17 protein-coding genes are annotated in these 16,555 nt (G+C 40.7%); 10 read left to right on the top strand and 7 right to left on the bottom strand.

Annotated features, from left to right (window positions below; genetic code table 11):
* The first annotated feature begins 1 nt into the window (after window position 1).
* Window positions 2-1,564 carry a COG3014 family protein gene (locus AC6JA8_RS16175; protein WP_497974724.1) on the top strand — a complete coding sequence of 521 codons (1,563 nt, stop codon included), beginning with the start codon at window positions 2-4 and terminating at the stop codon, window positions 1,562-1,564.
* A gap of 4 nt (window positions 1,565-1,568) precedes the next feature.
* The gene (locus AC6JA8_RS16170; protein ID WP_497974723.1) at window positions 1,569-2,294 is read left to right on the top strand and encodes a hypothetical protein; all 726 of its coding nucleotides are present in this window, start codon (window positions 1,569-1,571) and stop codon (window positions 2,292-2,294) included.
* A 34-nt stretch (window positions 2,295-2,328) separates the two neighbouring features.
* On the opposite strand, the gene AC6JA8_RS16165 is transcribed toward AC6JA8_RS16170, so the two are convergent.
* Entirely contained in the window at window positions 2,329-2,940 is a 612-nt protein-coding gene (locus AC6JA8_RS16165; RefSeq protein ID WP_102244846.1) for a hypothetical protein, read from the bottom strand.
* A 232-nt stretch (window positions 2,941-3,172) separates the two neighbouring features.
* On the opposite strand from AC6JA8_RS16165, the gene AC6JA8_RS16160 reads away from it, so the two are divergent.
* Both AC6JA8_RS16160 and AC6JA8_RS16155 read left to right on the top strand, forming a co-directional pair.
* Window positions 3,173-4,195 (top strand): hypothetical protein, encoded by a 1,023-nt coding sequence (locus AC6JA8_RS16160; RefSeq protein ID WP_497974722.1) that lies wholly within the window; start codon window positions 3,173-3,175, stop codon window positions 4,193-4,195.
* 3 nt (window positions 4,196-4,198) lie between these two features.
* The gene (locus AC6JA8_RS16155) at window positions 4,199-5,080 is read left to right on the top strand and encodes a hypothetical protein (protein ID WP_497974721.1); all 882 of its coding nucleotides are present in this window, start codon (window positions 4,199-4,201) and stop codon (window positions 5,078-5,080) included.
* Window positions 5,081-5,111: 31 nt separating this feature from the next.
* Here AC6JA8_RS16155 and AC6JA8_RS16150 read toward each other — a convergent pair whose 3' ends face one another.
* Both AC6JA8_RS16150 and AC6JA8_RS16145 read right to left on the bottom strand, forming a co-directional pair.
* Window positions 5,112-6,338 (bottom strand): hypothetical protein, encoded by a 1,227-nt coding sequence (locus tag AC6JA8_RS16150; RefSeq protein ID WP_497974720.1) that lies wholly within the window; start codon window positions 6,336-6,338, stop codon window positions 5,112-5,114.
* Window positions 6,339-6,425: 87 nt separating this feature from the next.
* Window positions 6,426-6,782, bottom strand: coding sequence for a thioredoxin family protein (locus tag AC6JA8_RS16145; protein ID WP_497974719.1), 357 nt, complete (start codon window positions 6,780-6,782; stop codon window positions 6,426-6,428).
* 122 nt (window positions 6,783-6,904) lie between these two features.
* Between AC6JA8_RS16145 and AC6JA8_RS16140 the strand changes: the two genes are divergently transcribed.
* Window positions 6,905-7,372 carry a hypothetical protein gene (locus tag AC6JA8_RS16140; protein ID WP_497974718.1) on the top strand — a complete coding sequence of 156 codons (468 nt, stop codon included), beginning with the start codon at window positions 6,905-6,907 and terminating at the stop codon, window positions 7,370-7,372.
* 3 nt (window positions 7,373-7,375) lie between these two features.
* Here AC6JA8_RS16140 and AC6JA8_RS16135 read toward each other — a convergent pair whose 3' ends face one another.
* Window positions 7,376-9,394 carry a sensor histidine kinase gene (locus tag AC6JA8_RS16135; protein ID WP_497974717.1) on the bottom strand — a complete coding sequence of 673 codons (2,019 nt, stop codon included), beginning with the start codon at window positions 9,392-9,394 and terminating at the stop codon, window positions 7,376-7,378.
* A gap of 166 nt (window positions 9,395-9,560) precedes the next feature.
* Between AC6JA8_RS16135 and AC6JA8_RS16130 the strand changes: the two genes are divergently transcribed.
* Window positions 9,561-11,249 carry a HAMP domain-containing sensor histidine kinase gene (locus tag AC6JA8_RS16130; RefSeq protein WP_497974716.1) on the top strand — a complete coding sequence of 563 codons (1,689 nt, stop codon included), beginning with the start codon at window positions 9,561-9,563 and terminating at the stop codon, window positions 11,247-11,249.
* Window positions 11,250-11,301: 52 nt separating this feature from the next.
* Entirely contained in the window at window positions 11,302-11,619 is a 318-nt protein-coding gene (locus tag AC6JA8_RS16125) for a helix-turn-helix domain-containing protein (RefSeq protein ID WP_497974715.1), read from the top strand.
* Between the two features lie 42 nt (window positions 11,620-11,661).
* Here AC6JA8_RS16125 and AC6JA8_RS16120 read toward each other — a convergent pair whose 3' ends face one another.
* Together AC6JA8_RS16120 and AC6JA8_RS16115 are read right to left on the bottom strand one after the other, a co-directional pair.
* A complete protein-coding gene (locus tag AC6JA8_RS16120; RefSeq protein WP_497974714.1) occupies window positions 11,662-12,036 on the bottom strand; it encodes a DUF1634 domain-containing protein in 375 nt (124 codons plus the stop codon).
* The gene (locus AC6JA8_RS16115) at window positions 12,036-12,851 is read right to left on the bottom strand and encodes a sulfite exporter TauE/SafE family protein (protein ID WP_497974713.1); all 816 of its coding nucleotides are present in this window, start codon (window positions 12,849-12,851) and stop codon (window positions 12,036-12,038) included. The genes AC6JA8_RS16120 and AC6JA8_RS16115 overlap by 1 nt, the downstream gene beginning before the upstream one ends.
* A gap of 175 nt (window positions 12,852-13,026) precedes the next feature.
* Between AC6JA8_RS16115 and AC6JA8_RS16110 the strand changes: the two genes are divergently transcribed.
* The 3 genes from AC6JA8_RS16110 to AC6JA8_RS16100 all read left to right on the top strand — a co-directional run bounded on the left by AC6JA8_RS16110 (window position 13,027) and on the right by AC6JA8_RS16100 (window position 15,399).
* Window positions 13,027-13,680, top strand: a complete 654-nt coding sequence (locus tag AC6JA8_RS16110; protein ID WP_497974712.1) for an isochorismatase family protein — start codon at window positions 13,027-13,029, stop codon at window positions 13,678-13,680.
* An 87-nt stretch (window positions 13,681-13,767) separates the two neighbouring features.
* The gene (locus AC6JA8_RS16105) at window positions 13,768-15,087 is read left to right on the top strand and encodes a chloride channel protein (RefSeq protein ID WP_497974711.1); all 1,320 of its coding nucleotides are present in this window, start codon (window positions 13,768-13,770) and stop codon (window positions 15,085-15,087) included.
* Window positions 15,088-15,399 (top strand): hypothetical protein, encoded by a 312-nt coding sequence (locus AC6JA8_RS16100; protein WP_497974710.1) that lies wholly within the window; start codon window positions 15,088-15,090, stop codon window positions 15,397-15,399.
* Here the strand turns inward: AC6JA8_RS16100 and AC6JA8_RS16095 are convergent.
* Window positions 15,382-16,554 carry an aminotransferase class V-fold PLP-dependent enzyme gene (locus AC6JA8_RS16095; protein ID WP_497974709.1) on the bottom strand — a complete coding sequence of 391 codons (1,173 nt, stop codon included), beginning with the start codon at window positions 16,552-16,554 and terminating at the stop codon, window positions 15,382-15,384. The two genes, AC6JA8_RS16100 and AC6JA8_RS16095, sit on opposite strands and share 18 nt — an antisense overlap.
* Window position 16,555 lies beyond the last annotated feature (1 nt).

Here is a 16,555-nt window from a genome sequence, read left to right as displayed (position 1 = left end):
AATGAAAAAATTGAATGCACTTTTAGTATTTTCACTTGTTCTTTTAGCTGGCTGTTCGAGTAACCAAAAAGCGATTTTAAAATACCGCGAAATGGTTCAGAAGAAAGATTACAAGTCCGCTCTTGAAATGATGAAGGGTGATTCGATTTATAAAGATGAACAATCAAGGCTGTTAAAGTTTTTGGAACTGGGTACTCTTCACTTATACAGTGGAGAGTATTACCAGGCCCTGCAATACTTTGACCGTGCCCGTGATTTATCAGACAAGCTTTTCACCGTATCTATTTCTAAAAAAATTGCTGGAACCATTGGTAATGAAGCCTCAGACAATTACTATGGGGAAGGGTATGAGCGTTCACTGATTCGCTACTACACTATCCTTGCTCACTACAATCTGTATGAGAAAGGGGTCTATGAAGCGTACACAGATGAAGAGCGCGATGAAAAAGGTAAAGTTTTAAAGACGACTCCTATGCCGGAAGTTGTGCTTGATGACTCTAAAAAAAGATTCCACCTGACGGCTGCAAAGTCTGTTCTTCTTGAGTGGAACTCAATTCTTGAAGACATGAAGAAAACGACTGCTGGTGAAGTGACTTATAAAGACGATTTGTTAGCGAAATTTGTAGGGGCTGTTTTACATGAAAAAGCAGATTCGACAGCGGATCGCCAGATTGCTTTAAACCTTTACAAAGAATCAAAAAATACAGTTTTCAGGTATTACAATAGCTACCAAAGTTTTAATACGAAGTACGCTGACTTCAACAAAGACTATAAGAAACTTCCAAGTCTAGATGCAAAAGCTGTGCAATCAACTTATGTAAACTCAACACCTCTAAGTCTTGCTGTCACCAGCTTTGCTGATGAACAAGTAAAAGAGTGGGGAACAAAAGACAAAGACAATGTTTACCTGGTTTGGCATGAAGGCATTATTTCAGCTAAGGAAATCAAAAAATATGATTTCCCTATCGGATTGACTGCAGTGACTGTTAAAAGCAATGAGAAAATGGACTTCGTTGGGTTTGCTAAGCAGGCTTTAGCTATCTCTGATATTGCCGATCCAAAAGTTGAATTTGAGATGCCGGTTATTCCATACCGTCCTAATAACGAAGACTTTAGAATGATCGTGAAAAAAGATGGAAAAGTTGTTTTAGAAAAACCGGCCCTGTTGATGGACCCTCTTTCTGAAATGGCCTTTTACACGCTTGATTCAAAAGCCATTTCTGATTTAGCGAAAACAGGAACGAGAGTCGTGGCCAAGCACTTAACTGCGTTGGGAGCTTCTTTTGCAACTTACAAAGGCCTTAAAGAGAAAATGGGAGATGGGATTGCAATGCTCTCAGGGATTGGAGCTTACAACCTGGCAGCTCGCGGGATTGCAGAGTCGGAAAAAGCAGACCTGCGCTCATGGATGACATTACCAAATCAAGTACGTATGAACTCATTTAAGCTACCACCAGGTGAGTATGAACTTTACTCTGTCAACGGTGCAACGAAGACCGAGAGTTTAGTGGGAAGATTTAGCGTAGGTAATGGCGAGAAAGTGGCCTTAAAAACTTTCTTTTAAATAAATGAAAGAATTGCACCTTACTACCATTCATATTATTTCCAGTATTATCGCAACATGTGCCCTCATTTCCATTTTTGTGACAAGCAAAGGGAAAAGAGGGCACATTATTTTAGGTAAGATCTATTCGATTTTTTCTTTTATCACAGTGCTGACGGTGTTGGTGACGTATTTCGTTTTTTTCTACAAAGAGATGAGATTTTCCACCGGAAGATTTTCTGGTTTAATTGAAGTGATTCTCTTTAGCACTCAGCTTTTTATTGGTGTGCTTTTTATTCAAAAGAACAATTGGGCGTCCCGCTTTAAAACTCAAAAGACATATGTCCTTACTAATGTGATGGCGGTTATTATCAGCTGTCTTCTACTGTATGTACTGTATATAAAAGGCAGTACATTGAGTGTCGCTTTCTGCGGGGTGATTCTTCTAAACCATATGTGTCTTTTTATTTTTGGCCTGTGCATGTTTGAGATTCAAACAAGAAGACCAGAGGAAGGGTATTTAGCGATGCTGGCCATTCATTCAAGTCAGGTTATTAGCAGTGCAGTTCTTTTTCTTTTTACAGGATTGAGCGGGACTCTAGGACAATTTATTTTTGGAGTGGATGCCAATGTTAAGTTCAATATGAAATCAACTGTGACTTTTCCCGTGGCCAGTGCCGTGCTTTTAGTACTTTTCTTTTACAAGCGCTACGATATTTCTACTCATTCACTTGTGGCACCTAAACGCTAAAAAAAAAGGCCCGGTTTCCCGGGCCTTGAAGATATTAGAAGCTTTCTTGCATTCTTTTTTCAACAGATTCTTTTACTTGCTTAATCATTCCGGCATCACCTGACATTTCTTTTTCAAGCATAGTCATCATGTTTGCCTGAAGTTTATCCAGGTTTTTTCTTGGAACAGAAAGAACGATAAAACACTTATATGGGTTTTGCTCGTTTTCACCTTCCACTTTAAACCAAGTCTTGTCGATCATCTCAGCTCCAACAATCATGTTCTTGCTTTGAGTTTCGATCATTTTGTTGAACTCAGTATTTGTGTTGGTTACGGCCATTGCTCCGGCCTGTTTTACCACTTCACTTACTTGCTCAGAGATTTCCGCAGAAGCTCTTGTTCTTGCCATGTTGTAGCAGTTTGGAACAAGGTCAGCTTTACCGACAGAGGCTTGAGTGACGAAGTAAGCATTGTTTGGCTTGTCTTCATCATCGTTATAGTGGTCTCTTAGTTTTTCGATTTTGTATCCACCATCCATTGTCCAGAATGGTCTTGTGCTTTCACCTGAAGATGTCAGGGCAAGCTCTTTACCATCATACTTTTTTTGAGCAGAAGAGCACGAAGCAAGTAGTGCCATCGCTGCTACGATTAGTACCTTTGAGTTCATAGGATTCTCCTTTAAAATTTCAAATCACTAGGATATTCAACACTGAAATCAGAAAAAAATAAACCAAAACTTATACTTTTCACATGCAGACTGCGTACAGTTTAAAGCGTAAAACTCAACTATAATGGCATTGCCATCTAGCATCAGTATTGAAGTATTTGCTAAACGAACTTATGCTTTAGAGGACCTAACAATCAGAAGAATGCATGAGAAACACATAAAGAGAGGAAATATGAAACTAGTTACTGGACTATCTGCTCTTATTTTAACAGCTACGGCACTAGGAAGCGCCTATGCAGGTGACTGCGACCGCGACCAGTTAATGAAAGGCTACACACCGTCATCTAATATGATCTTCGGTATCGGGATCAGCACTGATAAAGATAAAATGAAAGGCAAAGAAGAGGCTAAGCAGCGCGCTTACCAGGACATTGTTTCTCAGCTGCGCTCGAACGTAGAATCGTCGATGTCTCTTGATGAAACAGACAAGTCGACTGCCTATAAAGGTATTATTAACGTATCAACTAACGTTGATAAGGTGATGGGGATCAAGTTTTTCAAAGAGGCAAAAGATTCCAACAACACAACTTGTATGGCCTACACTTTTGACGTCTCTGCTGCCCTGGTAGATGCAGAAGGTTTTATGAAAGTTTTAGATAAAAAACTAGAAGACGTTATGGCTGCTCAGAGAAAGAAAGACTACGTAGAAGTTGTAAGACGCTACGATGTGGCCAAAAAAGATCTTGAGGCCAATGAGTGGGCGATTCTTCGCGCTGATATGTATAAAACTTACTTAAATAAGCCGGGAGCTTCTTGGTGGGAAAAATTTAAGACAGCTGAAGTTGAACTGGATAAAACTTATGATGAAGCAAAACGCAGTATCGTTTTCTTTATCGATGAATTCCCTAAGTATGATGAAGTGGCCTTGGATGCAGAATCAATGTTAGGTGGAAAAGGTTTTACCGCTCAAGTCGGTGGAACAAAACCTAAATCAGGGATTGAGATTGTTTTTAAAGAAGCGGGAATTCCAAGAAAAACAAAAACAGCTCTAGGATTCACGATCGTTTATAAATTTGGGGTGATTGTTAAAGATATCGCCACAGGCAGAACTCTTGGAACAAACAAGGGAGCGACAGTTCAAGGTTTCTCAACAACGGATAGTGAAGATGATGCCATGGCCTCGGCTTCAAAACAAATGTCTCTAAACGTTCTAGACGCTATTAAAACAGCGATCCCAGGACTTATTCAGGAATAATGTATGAAAAAATATTTATTACTCGCTCTACTGACTAGTTTTTCACTGTATGCTCAAACATTGGAAACACATATCAATGACAGCGTAAAACCTCTGGGGAAAATGCTGGAAGGAAAACGTGGCAAGGTTGTGCTTGGAACTTTTAAGAGTGTCAAAGCGACTGATACATGTGCTCCTAGCAAGGCAGTGAACTCAAAAATCAATGCGGCCCTGGCACGCGCTGGAGTTAAGACAACGCTTTCAACAAGAGCAGTGGGAATGGATGCTGATCAGGCGGAAATTTCTCGCGTGACTAAGCTTTCAGGTGGATCTTATATCGTACTTGGAACTTATGAGCTTTCAGGGACAAAGTTTAAACTGGATTGTGCTGTGTATGACCACAATGGAGCAAGTGTTGGAGCTTGTGAAGAGGTGAGTGCAGCGACACTTAGCCAGGAAGTGGCAGATTCAATTAATTGCCCAAAAGAAGAAAAACCAGCTGTAGAAGCTCCAAAAACTGAAGCTTCAAAAGTTGAAGTCGAAGCTGGAGATATCCAGGTTAAAAAGATTGATGATTATATTTGTTCGATCATTCACAAAGAGTACGATTTAAAGAGACTCGTGACGAATCTGTACGAGAAAAAATACTACTCGCTTGAAGATCTTAAAGGTGTGAGAAAGAGCACTGTAGAAGACGCTCTCGATGTGAAAAAAGAGTATTGTGTGACTCTTGGAAACTTTGTGGTTTGTACAGACTACTGGGATGGCTCTGGAGCACAGGTTTTCTTGGGGGATACGACAGCACTTGGGGCGATTAAAATCCTAAGTTGGAAGCACCCTAATAAGTCGCAGGTTAAAGATGCGGCGAGATGTTTGAAGAAAGATGACAATTGGTGGAACCCATAAAACAAAAAGGGCCCGTTTCCGGGCCCTTTTTTTATTTTGATGCTTTTAGAAGTTTGAAACCTTTTAAGAACGAAACCATTTCCTGAGCAGCGTTTGTTGGGTTTGGCTGAATATCAACATTCAACTTACATGTCCCACCTTTTGGACCACTTCCGAAAATTTTCTTATCTTTACACACTACAGTGGCATTACAAGTTTTGAAGTTACAGTTTAACTCTGGCCCTGGCATTGTTTGGTAAACCAGGTCGCCTCTTTCAATGGCAGCAGTAATACCTGCAACACACTCATTGAACTTGTTTTTGTTCTTGTATGTTGGGCAAAGGTAATCAAATGCTACAGTCTTAAAATCTTCAATTGATGAATCAGCAGTAATTGATTTTACAGAAGGGAAGGCAAGAAGTGACTTCGCCATAGCTGTTTCACAACGTCCATCAGTATTGTTGTCATAGTTACAGAAGAACTTATAGAAGTTCACCCCACCTTCTTTAAACTGTCCCCAGTATGAAGAGTAGTAGTATTGAGAAGGCTTCATTCTGTAACATAGACCAAGTTTACATGATTGGTCTTCGTTGAAGCTGAATGTGTTTGTTAAAACATAGTTTTCTGGAGTGTAGTTTTCTTCTTTGTACCATCTTCCGTCTGATTCAATTCTCTCAAAAAGTGAGCTTGTCAGCGATCCTGAAACCGGGATTTCAAGATACTTGCTCAGGTCTGGAGCGATTGAGAAACCACTGCTGCAGCTGTTAACTGTAACGTAAGCAGTTTTTAAGAAATTTCCTTTAAGAGCTCTAAGTTTCTTTTCATAAGCGCTTGGAGTAAGAGCAGCGTCTGTTTTCCCAAGTTTGATGGCCCATGGAGAAGAGTGTCCATAGAAATCAAGGCTGGCAATTTTTGAGAATTGCTTAAGCTCGCTAAAAAGAACTTCTGGGGTGAAAGTGTCATTGATGAATTTAATAACAGGAATGTTGAAGTCGTTAAAAACTTCAGCGTCTTCGCGTCCTCTTACTTCTGGACTTGAAATGATAACAACCTGCTGATTCGGATAAAGCTCTTTATACTTATGAGCGCGAGCAACACCTGTCTGGAAGAATTGGTTTGAATCTTCTTTTACACCAGAACCGACAACGATAATGTGAGTGACTTTTTCTGTGTCTAAAACACTGTCTTGATAAAGACCAACTCTAGTTTCACCACGGTATAGACCTGCTTCGGCGTTGAAGGCGATAAGCCCCATGGCCACAATTGATAAAAAACGCATAGTTTGCCCCTTTAATAGTTTGCTGTATTTGGGGGAGAAATCTCAAAAGGGGTAAACTACGTCAATTGAGCGTGTAAATTGTTCACGCTATTCTTCGTTAGTTTCAGCTTCGAGCTTAGACACATCTAATGCGCGGGCTTCACCAACAATTTTAGTGAGTAAGTACTCCGGAATCATGCCGGATTGATCGAGGATGATCGTGCGGTCTTTGAGGATGACTAGTGTAGGAATTGAACGAATATTGAAATCCTGGGCCAGTTCAATTTCTGTCTCAGTATTCACTTTTCCAAAAAAAACGTCGGGGTTCTTTTTAGCAACAGCTTCGAAGATTGGGCCAAAGATCTTACAGGGCTCACACCAGCTTGCCCAGAAATCTAAAATGACAATTTCATTCTTATCTAAGACTTCATCAATATTTTGAACAGTGACGATTTTTGATCCCATAGCCTATAGTGTAAAAAGGAAAACACTCATAGTCAAAAGGGCTGCAAGATTATTTTGGTAGGCAAGTTGTTTTTTCTGTTTCAGAATTTACGGAATGTAAAACATAAATCAAAGGATGATCTATGAAAGCAATGCTAACGCTAGTGATGGCACTTATCTCATCGAATCTTTTTGCTGGCACAACGTGCCCAAATCTCGAAGGCCGCTACCCTAAATGTAAATCAGAAATTAGAGACATTCGTGGTGAGTATATTGTTGAACAATATATGAAAGATGATGTGAACTTTTATCAGATTCACTACATTGATGATGATACGGATGAAAATAGAACTGATGCTATCCGCACAGACGGAAAGCTGGAATCGAGAAAAGAAAAACTTCCACGTGTAGGAATCAAAGTAAGAATCGACTCTAAATCAAGATGTGAAACTGATGCTGTCGTTTCAGATGCTGATGTTTATTTTATGGGAGCAAAAGTCGGGCAATTTGTGGCCAAAATTTACAGAGAAGGTGGCACACTTTATTCAAACCTAGATGGTAAGTACCTTGGCAAGCCGCTTAGTAAGCGTATTGTCTGCACTCAGGAATAATGATTACAATCCGGTTGGAAGTGAGACTTTAAAGATCGATCCTTTATTGAGTTCACTTTCAACCTCGATTGTTCCCTGGTGAGCATCGATGATTTGCTTGGAAATATAAAGCCCCAGACCCAACCCACTAATATTCGTGCTTGAGATCGCTCTCTCAAATCTTTCAAAAATCTTTGTCTGCATATCTTTAGGGATACCCATTCCTTTATCTTGAATCATAAGAATTGCTTTACCTGCTTCGTGTTTAACGACAGCATGAATAGGCTGATTGGCTCCATATTTTATGGCATTGGAAAGAAGATTCACTGTCACCTGTTCGATGCGGTAGCGGTCGCAGTAAACCATCACTGAGTCTTCTAAATCGAAAGTCAGCTCGCACTTGGAGAATTGAATTTCTTCGCTAAAGCGCTCAAGCACTTCACGCACTAGTTTTGACAGGTTCACTTCTTCAAAGTGGTATGTCAGTTTACCCCTGGCAATTCTGGTGACATCCAACAAGTCTTCTATGAGCAGAGTGAGTCGGTCAACCTGATTGCTTGAATTCACCAATGCCTTCATGAGTTTTTCCGGTGGTGGTGTTAAACCTCTTTCTGGATTAACTCCTCTAAGCATCATCTGCAACTGCATTTTGAGTGATGTGATTGGTGTTTTTAGTTCATGAGAAGCAATTGATACAAATTCATCGCGGGCGCGAATGGCATCTTGTGAAGAGCTATAAAGAAGTGCATTTTCGATGGCAATTCCCGCGCGTCTTCCCAGGTCTTCGGCCAGGGCGAGATCCTGGGCCGAGAAATTTGGTTTATTTTTTCCAGCGATAAAGGCCAGTGACCCTCTGACTTTTCCACGGGCCTTAATAGGAACAACCATGCTTGAGTTTGAACCTAACTCTTTTAGCAGTTCATACTGTCTTTCATCCTTAATCATACCTCTTAATTGAGAATCGAGGATTTGAGGATTGTAGTAAGAGGTTTCAGTGGTCACAGAGACCACGCGCTTATCAGGCGGGTATTTTTCTAAATACTCTTCAAGAAGTTCTTTTTTATTTTTATCAATGTGGGCACCAGTTGCCCTTTCAAATTCACCTTTTTCATTAATAATCGAGATTGTGCACCAATCACCCAAGGCCGTTACTGAAAGATCAGCGAGGAGTCTAAGCGTCTCGTGATAGTCGAGTGAAGCAGAAAGAAGTGTACTGACTTTTGCCAGAAAAATCTCTCTGGCCGTTGAGAGTTCACGCTCTTTTAAAACGGCCTCTTCTTTGATCATTCTCAAGATTTCTTCTTCTTGCTTTTTCTTTTCTGTGATGTCTTCAGATACTCCCAGAAGATACTGAGCTTCACCATTTGGGCCATAGAGAGGAATTTTCTTTGTATGCAGAATTCTGGTGCCTTGATTTTTGGTTTGAATCATTTCTTCTTTGATATCGACAACCCTTTTAGCGGCCAGGACATCGCGGTCTTTGGAAATAAAAAATTCGGCCTGCTCTTTAGGAAAAAAATCAAAATCACTTTTACCAATGAGTTCTGAGCGCGAAAAACCAAGAAGTTCTTCACCTGCTTTATTGAAACGGATAAAGCGCAGGTCTTTAGCGTCTTTTACAAAAACCATTAGTGGAATGTTTTCTAAGAGTGAGCTTAAGTATTCAGTTGAGCGCTCAAGCTCTTCTGAGTGAGCGGACATGCTGGAGTAACGGGCGTGAATTTTTCCCATAAGAAAGCTGGTGCTGATACCCATGAAAGAAAAAATTAAAATTTCTAATATCGACGCGAAAGAAACAAGTTTAAAACTAAAGGCCGGAGGGATAAGAAAGTAGACGGCCAGGAGTCCACAAAAAATTGTGGCGATATAACCAGGAAGTGAGCCTCGGTGCCAGGCCGTCACAAAGATGGCCGGGTAAAAAAAGAGCCATTCGCGGCTGTTGTTAATGGATTCAAGTGAGTATTGCAAAAAGAGGGCGATCAAAGGCAAGGTGATGGCCAGTAGAGCATCTTTAAAAACTTTATTTATAAGCAGCTTTTTCATTACGTCTCACACTGATTATCCAGTAGCGAGGGTAACTTTCTAAAGATTTAATGACAAGGAAATGACTCGAGGCAAATCAAAAAAAATGCTTTAATTGCTAACTCCGTTTCGACAGTTTGTGCTAAGCTTTTTCCTTATAATAATCAGAATATTTTGGGAAAGTTTTTTGGGCAAGAGTCATCCACTAGAGAATCTTTTTAACATCTGGAAGAACATTTCCATTTCAGTGAAATTATATTTTGTCGTGGGTATTATGGCCACGCTGGTTATTATCGAACTTTTTACTTTGCATTTTGCAATGGGGAACCTTTCGGCCGTTCGTGCTTTTGTTGGTGGTGAGGCCAGCTGGTCTAAGGCGCAAAAAAATGCTGTTTATCGCTTTCAGCGCTTTGCTTTGACAAAAGATGAAGCAGACTACCGAGCTTTTCATGAAGCTTTAAAAATTCCAGATGGTGATCGTGCTGCGAGACTGGAGCTGGAGAAACCAAACCCGAATATGGAAAAGGTTCTGGCGGGATTTGTTCAAGGGCGAATCCATCCTGATGATGTACCCTCTGTCGTCAATATGCTTAAGCGTTTCAATCGAGTCAGCTACATTGCTAAAGCTGTCTCGGCCTGGAAAGAAGGCGATGCTCTTTTAGTAAAATTGAGAAACACTGTTGATGAGTATTATGGGTTGGTGCTGGAAGGTGGCACTAATCAACTGAGGATGCAGAAGTGTCTTGATGAAGTTGTTCACATCAATAATGAACTTACAAAAATTGAAGAAATATTTTCATCAACATTGGGTGAAGGCTCACGCTGGATGGAGAGACTTATTTTTATGATCCTGGTGATTTTGGTAATCACTGTGGAAAGTATTGGTCTAACTCTGACTTTCTTTACCAGCAAAGCGATCTCTAAAGGTTTATCAAATCTCAATGACATCACGACAGAGTTTGGACGAGGGAATTTTGAACGCCGCCTGGTTGTTGATTCAAGTGATGAGTTGGGACAGTTGAATCAATCTGTAAACCGCATGGGCGATCTCTTGCAGAAATCATATTCAGACTTGAGGCTTTCGCACAAGGACCTTGAGTTAAAAGTGCAAGAGAGAACTGCTGCCTTGGAAGCAATTGCGACTCAAAACAGTGAGCTCTATAAAGAAGCAAGGACTGCAGTTAAAATGCGCGATGATTTTCTTTCTATTGCCTCTCATGAGCTGCGCACTCCACTGACTGCACTTAACCTGCAGATTTATTTACTGGAAAAATCGGTCAGCGAAGAAGAAGGACCGATGGATAAGGAGCAGGTGAAAAAACTCACAGCTCGTTCAATGACTCTGGTGAAAAAGCTTGCCACACTTCAAGGTGTACTAATGGATCTTGCACAGATCAGAGTTGGTAAATTGGAAATAAAAAAAGAACAGGCCGATTTGGCAGTGTTAGTTAACGATTGCATCGCTCAGCTTGCGACTCAGGCCATTCGCAGCGGTAGTGAGTTAGTTTTAGAGCGTTCGGAAATGACCGTTGGAGAAATGGATCCAATCAGAATGTCTCAAGTTGTGACTAATCTCCTGACCAATGCCATGAAGTACGGAGAGAGAAAACCCGTTAGAGTAAAAGTATTTAAAGAAAATAGTAACGCTGTTGTCGTTGTACAAGACGAAGGCTTGGGTGTCCCATTAGAGAAGCAGGAACAGATCTTCGAGCGTTTCGAAAGAGCGAGTGATGATCCTGGAGTATCTGGTTTAGGTTTAGGACTTTATATTTCTAAACAAATAGTAGAAGCACACAATGGAAAAATATTTATAGAAAGTGTTATTGGAAAAGGGTCTTCATTTATAATGAAATTTCCTTTACATCAAAATGTGTAGCATGTGTACATGTAGTTTGACATACTTCATATTTGCGGTACGATGAATCATTATGACAACTAAAAAGAAAACCACAAAAAAGAACAAAAAGGTCGTAAGAGAAACACTAGGCTCTTACATTAAGAAAACTCGTCTGGCCAGAGGATACTCTCAGTCTGAGCTGGCAGCAGAACTTGGATATACAAGCCCACAGTTTATTTCTGATTGGGAAAGAGGTGTTTCAAGTCCGCCAGTTAAAAGACTCCATGAACTCTCTGAAGTCCTCAATGTGAAGGTAGATATGCTATTTAATCTATTAGTCACTCTGGCAACCGAGCAGTTAGTGAATAATCTTTCTAATGAATTTAAAAAAGTAAAAAAAGCGTCTTAACTATTCCATCGATCACTCTCTGGTAGAAATGCCGGAGAGTGATTACAGCTCAATTCCCAAAGAAAAACTGACTATCAATGCTACTAGAACGAAAGCGGCAATTCCAGCTAGCAGATACTCTTTTTGTTTTAAGAAAAGAACTGCTGTGAGAAAAACACGCGTGATAGGAAGCGATATTAAGATGGCCAGTCCAAAGTAAGAGATAAGTACTCCCCATGAATTTGTTGTCCATGCATTTGAGAGTGTCTCTGAAAGTGTAGACGAGTGATAGGTTTTAAGGGCCAAAAGAGAGTCGGGCTGGTTGATTGATTGTGAGATCCAGCCAATAAGCATGAATAACCCAGCAACGATCACCCCTAGCCTCAGGAATTTTGAAATTCTAAGTTCCAGTGATTCCAATTGATCCATCTGTTCCATTATTTCATTCCTTTCATTAACATTTGAACTGCAACAATAGTCAGAACAACAACAAAGATTTTTCTGATAATGGCCGCAGGCATTTTAGGCATCAAGCGTGCTCCAAAATAAGAACCGACAATAATTCCTACTGATACCGGACAAGCGATCTCTGGACGGATGTCTCCGCGAAGAAAGTAAGCCCCAGCACTGGCCGTTGCAGTTACACCGATCATAAAGTTTGAAGTTGCTGAAGAAACTTTCATTGGTAGTTTCATCGCTCCATCCATCGCCATCACTTTAAAAATACCGCTTCCGATACCTAAAAGGGCAGAGAGGATACCTGCAATAAACATGGCCCCGAGACCCACTGGAACTTGAGCAACCTTATAGAGAATAAGCTCGCCATTTTTTTCAGTGTATTGCCCGGCCAGTTTTAATCTTTGTGACCAAGGGTGATCAATCTCGGCACGGTGATCTTCTTTTTTTCTCAACATCATGACGGCCGAGAAAAAAAGAAATCCTCCGAAGAGAATAAAAAGAAAAGATGAGTTTACCGATTTTGCCAGAAGGAATCCAACAATCGCACCGCACACTGTTCCAACTTCAAGCAACACAGCTAAGCGCAGATTGGTTAAATGATCTTTTAGAAAACTCGCTGCAGCTCCCGAAGATGTGGCTACAATTGAAATCAAACTCGCGGCGATGGCGTAGCGGATATCAATACCGAGAAAAAGTGTTAAAACTGGAACGACAATAATACCACCACCAAGTCCTAAGAGTGATCCTAGAAGGCCTGCGAAGATGGAAATAAAAAATAGTAGTATGGAGTACATAATAAGGTCATTCTAGACCTCTCAAGTGTCCATGACAAGAATGTGAGGTTATCAATAACTGATTAATTTTCTTATTATCTTTAATTATTTCTTAAATTGTATATGAGGATTCATGCTCCTAATGTTTGAGTGAGTCGACAATTCCTGTTTTAGTCGATTAACAAGGAGGTGAAGTATGATGAAGAATCCAAAAGGTGTTTGGGACGCAGATGATTGTGCTCTTATCTTAATTGATTATCAACCAGAAATGTTCAGTGGGCTGGGTTCTGCTTATCCTAAAGAAATTGAACTTAACGTGTGTACGATTGCTAAAGCAGCAGTGGCCTTCAATATCCCTGTTATTCTCAGCACTGTTGCAGTGAGGATGGGAGTGAATAAACCCACAACTCAATCACTCAAAGATATTCTTAATGGTGTAGTTGAAATTGACCGCACATCAATGGACGCTTGGGAAGACCAGGCCTTTGTAGAGGCAGTGAAGGCCACTGGTAAAAAGCGTTTAGTATTTTGTGCTCTCTATACTGAGATCTGTTTAACTTATCCAGTGGTGGACGCTCTCGCTGATGGTTTTGAAGTATGTTTTGTTGCTGATGCAGTTGCAGGGCAATCTGTCGTTGAACATGAAACAGCGATCTCGCGTTTGATTGCAGCAGGGGCAATTCCCAATACAACTTCGGCAATGATCGCAGAATGGTTTAGAGACTGGAGTTCACCTTTAGCAAGTGATGGAAGAGAGATCCTTCTTTCTTATTATGAAAAGAAAGCAAACTTCCATATGAATGAATATCATTCAACTTCTAAAGGAGAGGTGTTTAAAGAAGCTCATTGATGCAGCGTTTCGATACGATGCCCATTGCAGAAAGTCTGGTGGCACATTAGCTTCCTTTTAAAGAACATTTTTTAAAAGGACTAATGAATGGAATTGAAACGCAGAAGAATGCTTATTCTTTGTTTATTTGCATCTCTTATAGGAGCACTCTCTAACCTTATTGCTAAAGTTTTACTTTGGTCAATTGCTTTTTTTACTCACTTGTTTTGGTTTCATGAAATTTCTTTCAAACCAGTTGAGCTGGTAAATCATGAATTTAGTCCAATCTATATTCTTGTGCCGATCATTGGTGGATTGATTGTTGGTCTCATGGCCCGTTATGGAAGTCAGGCGATACGTGGTCACGGCATTCCTGAGGTTATGGAAAATATTTTAACTAAAGAAAGTAAAATCCCAAGGAGAATGACCATTTTAAAACCATTGTCTGCGGCGATTTCTATTGGTTCAGGTGGACCTTTTGGTGCAGAAGGGCCCATCATTGCGACGGGAAGTTCGATTGGTTCATGGATAGGAAGACATCTTTATTTCCAGGAGTATGAAAGAAAAATTCTTTTAGCTACTGGTGCTGCTGCTGGGATGACTGCGATTTTTGGAACACCTTTAGCCGCTATTTTTATTTGCATAGAGCTTTTGTTATTCGAGTTTAGTGCCAAGTCTTTTATTCCCGTTATTATCGGAGTGTCGACTTCATACTCTTTACGACTTGCTCTTGGGCATACAGCACCTGAGTTTCCCATAGGGGAAATTCATGAAGTCGTTAACGGATGGAACTCTCTTTTCTACTTTGTCGCCGGAGCAATCACGGGAGCTGTTTCATGTGTTGTTTCTAAAATTGTTTTTTACGTCGAAGACAAGTTTGAACATCTTCCCATTCACTGGATGTGGTGGCCGATGATTGGGGGAGTGGCCGTCGGAGTCATTGGATACTATGACCCGAGAACCTTAGGGGTTGGATACAGCAATATTATTAACTCACTCCAGGGAAATATCCTTCTGGTTCCAGCGCTGACATTATTTGTCCTTAAATTTCTTTCATGGGCCATTTCTTTAGGAAGCGGAACTTCGGGAGGAACGCTGGCGCCGCTGTTAACTTTTGGAAGTACTCTCGGGGTTGTATTGAGTTTTATAGGGATGCATTTTTTCCCCGACATCGGGATTGCGACTCAAGTAACGGCGTTAGTTTGTATGTCTTCAATGTTTTCCGGTGCTACAAGAGCGGTTTTAACTTCGACTGTTTTTGCTTTAGAGGTGACGGGGGCCCATTTTGGAATCGCGCCACTTTTATTAGGTAACAGCGCAGCTTTTTTGTTTTCAATCTTCTTTTTAAAAGAAACAATTATGACAGAAAAGATCGCTCGTCGTGGAATCAAGGTTCCCCAAGATTATTATTCGATCAGAGAAGGATAAGTGCTGAAACCCAGACTGTTTAGAAATTCATTGATTGCTAAGTTGCTTAGAGTGGATGGTATTGTTCTTTACCCTTTTGTCTTTTTTGCTTCAAAGAATCCTGATGATGTTCTCATTCATCATGAAATGATTCATGTCGATCAAATGAGACGAGTGGGTGTTTGGCGCTTTTACTTCCTTTACTTAAAAGAGTATTGTGCCTGCCGCTTAAAAGGTATGAATCACCATAAGGCCTACATGGCCATCAGCTTTGAAGTTGAGGCCTATGAAAAAGAAGGGGCAAAGCCTCATCACCTAAACGATTACTTTTAGTGCTTCTTTAAGCGCCTGAATCTCATCACTCGTATTATAATAATGAATCGAGGCCCTCACTACCGCTGAGAGTCCTTTGGCCTCAAGATCAAGGGCGTATGACGGACTTGAAACAGAGACATTAATCTTTTTCTCTCTCAGTTTCTGAGCAATGAAATATGAGTCTTGATTCAGCAGAGAAAAAGTGACAATCCCTGATTGGTGTTTTCCAGTGTCGTGAACTCTGATGTTCGGGAGAGTTGAAAGCTCTTTTCTTAAAGTGCTGGCAAGAGATTGCACGCGCTCTTCGATAACTTTTGTCCCTATACTTAAAGCGTAGTCAACGGCCACACCAAAACCTAAACGGGCAGCAAAGCTTGTTTCATAATTCTCAAAGCGCTTGGCCCCATCTTTGACATGGTACTGTTTACTTTTTAAATCGGCAGAAGTGAAGTCGAGGAACATGGGTTCTAATTCTTTTAATGTTTCCGTGCGGGCATAAAGAAATCCCGTCCCGCGAGGAGCACGCATAAATTTTCTTCCAGTTGCAGCTAAAAAATCACAACCAATCTTTTCTACATCAATGTGAATTTGCCCGACAGACTGACAAGCGTCTAACAGGAAAAAACTCTTTTGGTTCCTGGCAATTTCACTCACACCTTCAAGTTGATTGATAAGTCCATTTGTCGAAGGAACATGAGTGAGAGCAATGAGTTTAACTTTGCTGTTCATCTTCTTTTTTAAGTCTTCTAGCGAAAACTCTTTATGAGGGTCTTCCGAGATCATTTCCACTTGAACACTGAGATGCTTTTGCAACTGAAGAAGCGCAATGTAGTTACTGACGTATTCGCTGTAAGAAGTCAGGATAACATCGCCTTTTTGAAAAGGGATAGAAGAGAGTGCACGGTCCCAGGCGCGGGTGGCGCTTTCAACCAAGGCCACTTCATTTTCTTTAGCGTTAATCAGGCGAGCGACAGAAGAATAGATATTTTTAAATTGAGGGCCGTACTTTGCTTCCGTTTCATAACCACCAAGAGTGGCCTCATCGTTTAAGTAGCCGATGACTGCTTCGAGAACGGGAGTGGGCGAAAGAGAAGCACCAGCATTGTTAAAATGAATGAGCTCTGCAGTTGCGGGTGTTTCTTGTCTTAAGCGATTAACGTCCAGGTTTGCCATA

The organism is Bacteriovorax sp. HI3 (assembly GCF_059738875.1).
This window is presented reverse-complemented; position numbering and strand designations above follow the sequence as displayed.

Excerpts from the sequence above, each read along its gene's own strand:
- AC6JA8_RS16175 (WP_497974724.1), top strand. The coding sequence starts at position 2 with ATGAAAAAATTGAATGCACTTTTAGTATTTTCACTTGTTCTTTTAGCT.
- AC6JA8_RS16170 (WP_497974723.1), top strand. The coding sequence starts at position 1,569 with ATGAAAGAATTGCACCTTACTACCATTCATATTATTTCCAGTATTATC.
- AC6JA8_RS16165 (WP_102244846.1), bottom strand. The coding sequence starts at position 2,940 with ATGAACTCAAAGGTACTAATCGTAGCAGCGATGGCACTACTTGCTTCG.
- AC6JA8_RS16160 (WP_497974722.1), top strand. The coding sequence starts at position 3,173 with ATGAAACTAGTTACTGGACTATCTGCTCTTATTTTAACAGCTACGGCA.
- AC6JA8_RS16155 (WP_497974721.1), top strand. The coding sequence starts at position 4,199 with ATGAAAAAATATTTATTACTCGCTCTACTGACTAGTTTTTCACTGTAT.
- AC6JA8_RS16150 (WP_497974720.1), bottom strand. The coding sequence starts at position 6,338 with ATGCGTTTTTTATCAATTGTGGCCATGGGGCTTATCGCCTTCAACGCC.
- AC6JA8_RS16145 (WP_497974719.1), bottom strand. The coding sequence starts at position 6,782 with ATGGGATCAAAAATCGTCACTGTTCAAAATATTGATGAAGTCTTAGAT.
- AC6JA8_RS16140 (WP_497974718.1), top strand. The coding sequence starts at position 6,905 with ATGAAAGCAATGCTAACGCTAGTGATGGCACTTATCTCATCGAATCTT.
- AC6JA8_RS16135 (WP_497974717.1), bottom strand. The coding sequence starts at position 9,394 with ATGAAAAAGCTGCTTATAAATAAAGTTTTTAAAGATGCTCTACTGGCC.
- AC6JA8_RS16125 (WP_497974715.1), top strand. The coding sequence starts at position 11,302 with ATGACAACTAAAAAGAAAACCACAAAAAAGAACAAAAAGGTCGTAAGA.
- AC6JA8_RS16120 (WP_497974714.1), bottom strand. The coding sequence starts at position 12,036 with ATGGAACAGATGGATCAATTGGAATCACTGGAACTTAGAATTTCAAAA.
- AC6JA8_RS16115 (WP_497974713.1), bottom strand. The coding sequence starts at position 12,851 with ATGTACTCCATACTACTATTTTTTATTTCCATCTTCGCAGGCCTTCTA.
- AC6JA8_RS16110 (WP_497974712.1), top strand. The coding sequence starts at position 13,027 with ATGATGAAGAATCCAAAAGGTGTTTGGGACGCAGATGATTGTGCTCTT.
- AC6JA8_RS16105 (WP_497974711.1), top strand. The coding sequence starts at position 13,768 with ATGGAATTGAAACGCAGAAGAATGCTTATTCTTTGTTTATTTGCATCT.
- AC6JA8_RS16095 (WP_497974709.1), bottom strand. The coding sequence starts at position 16,554 with ATGGCAAACCTGGACGTTAATCGCTTAAGACAAGAAACACCCGCAACT.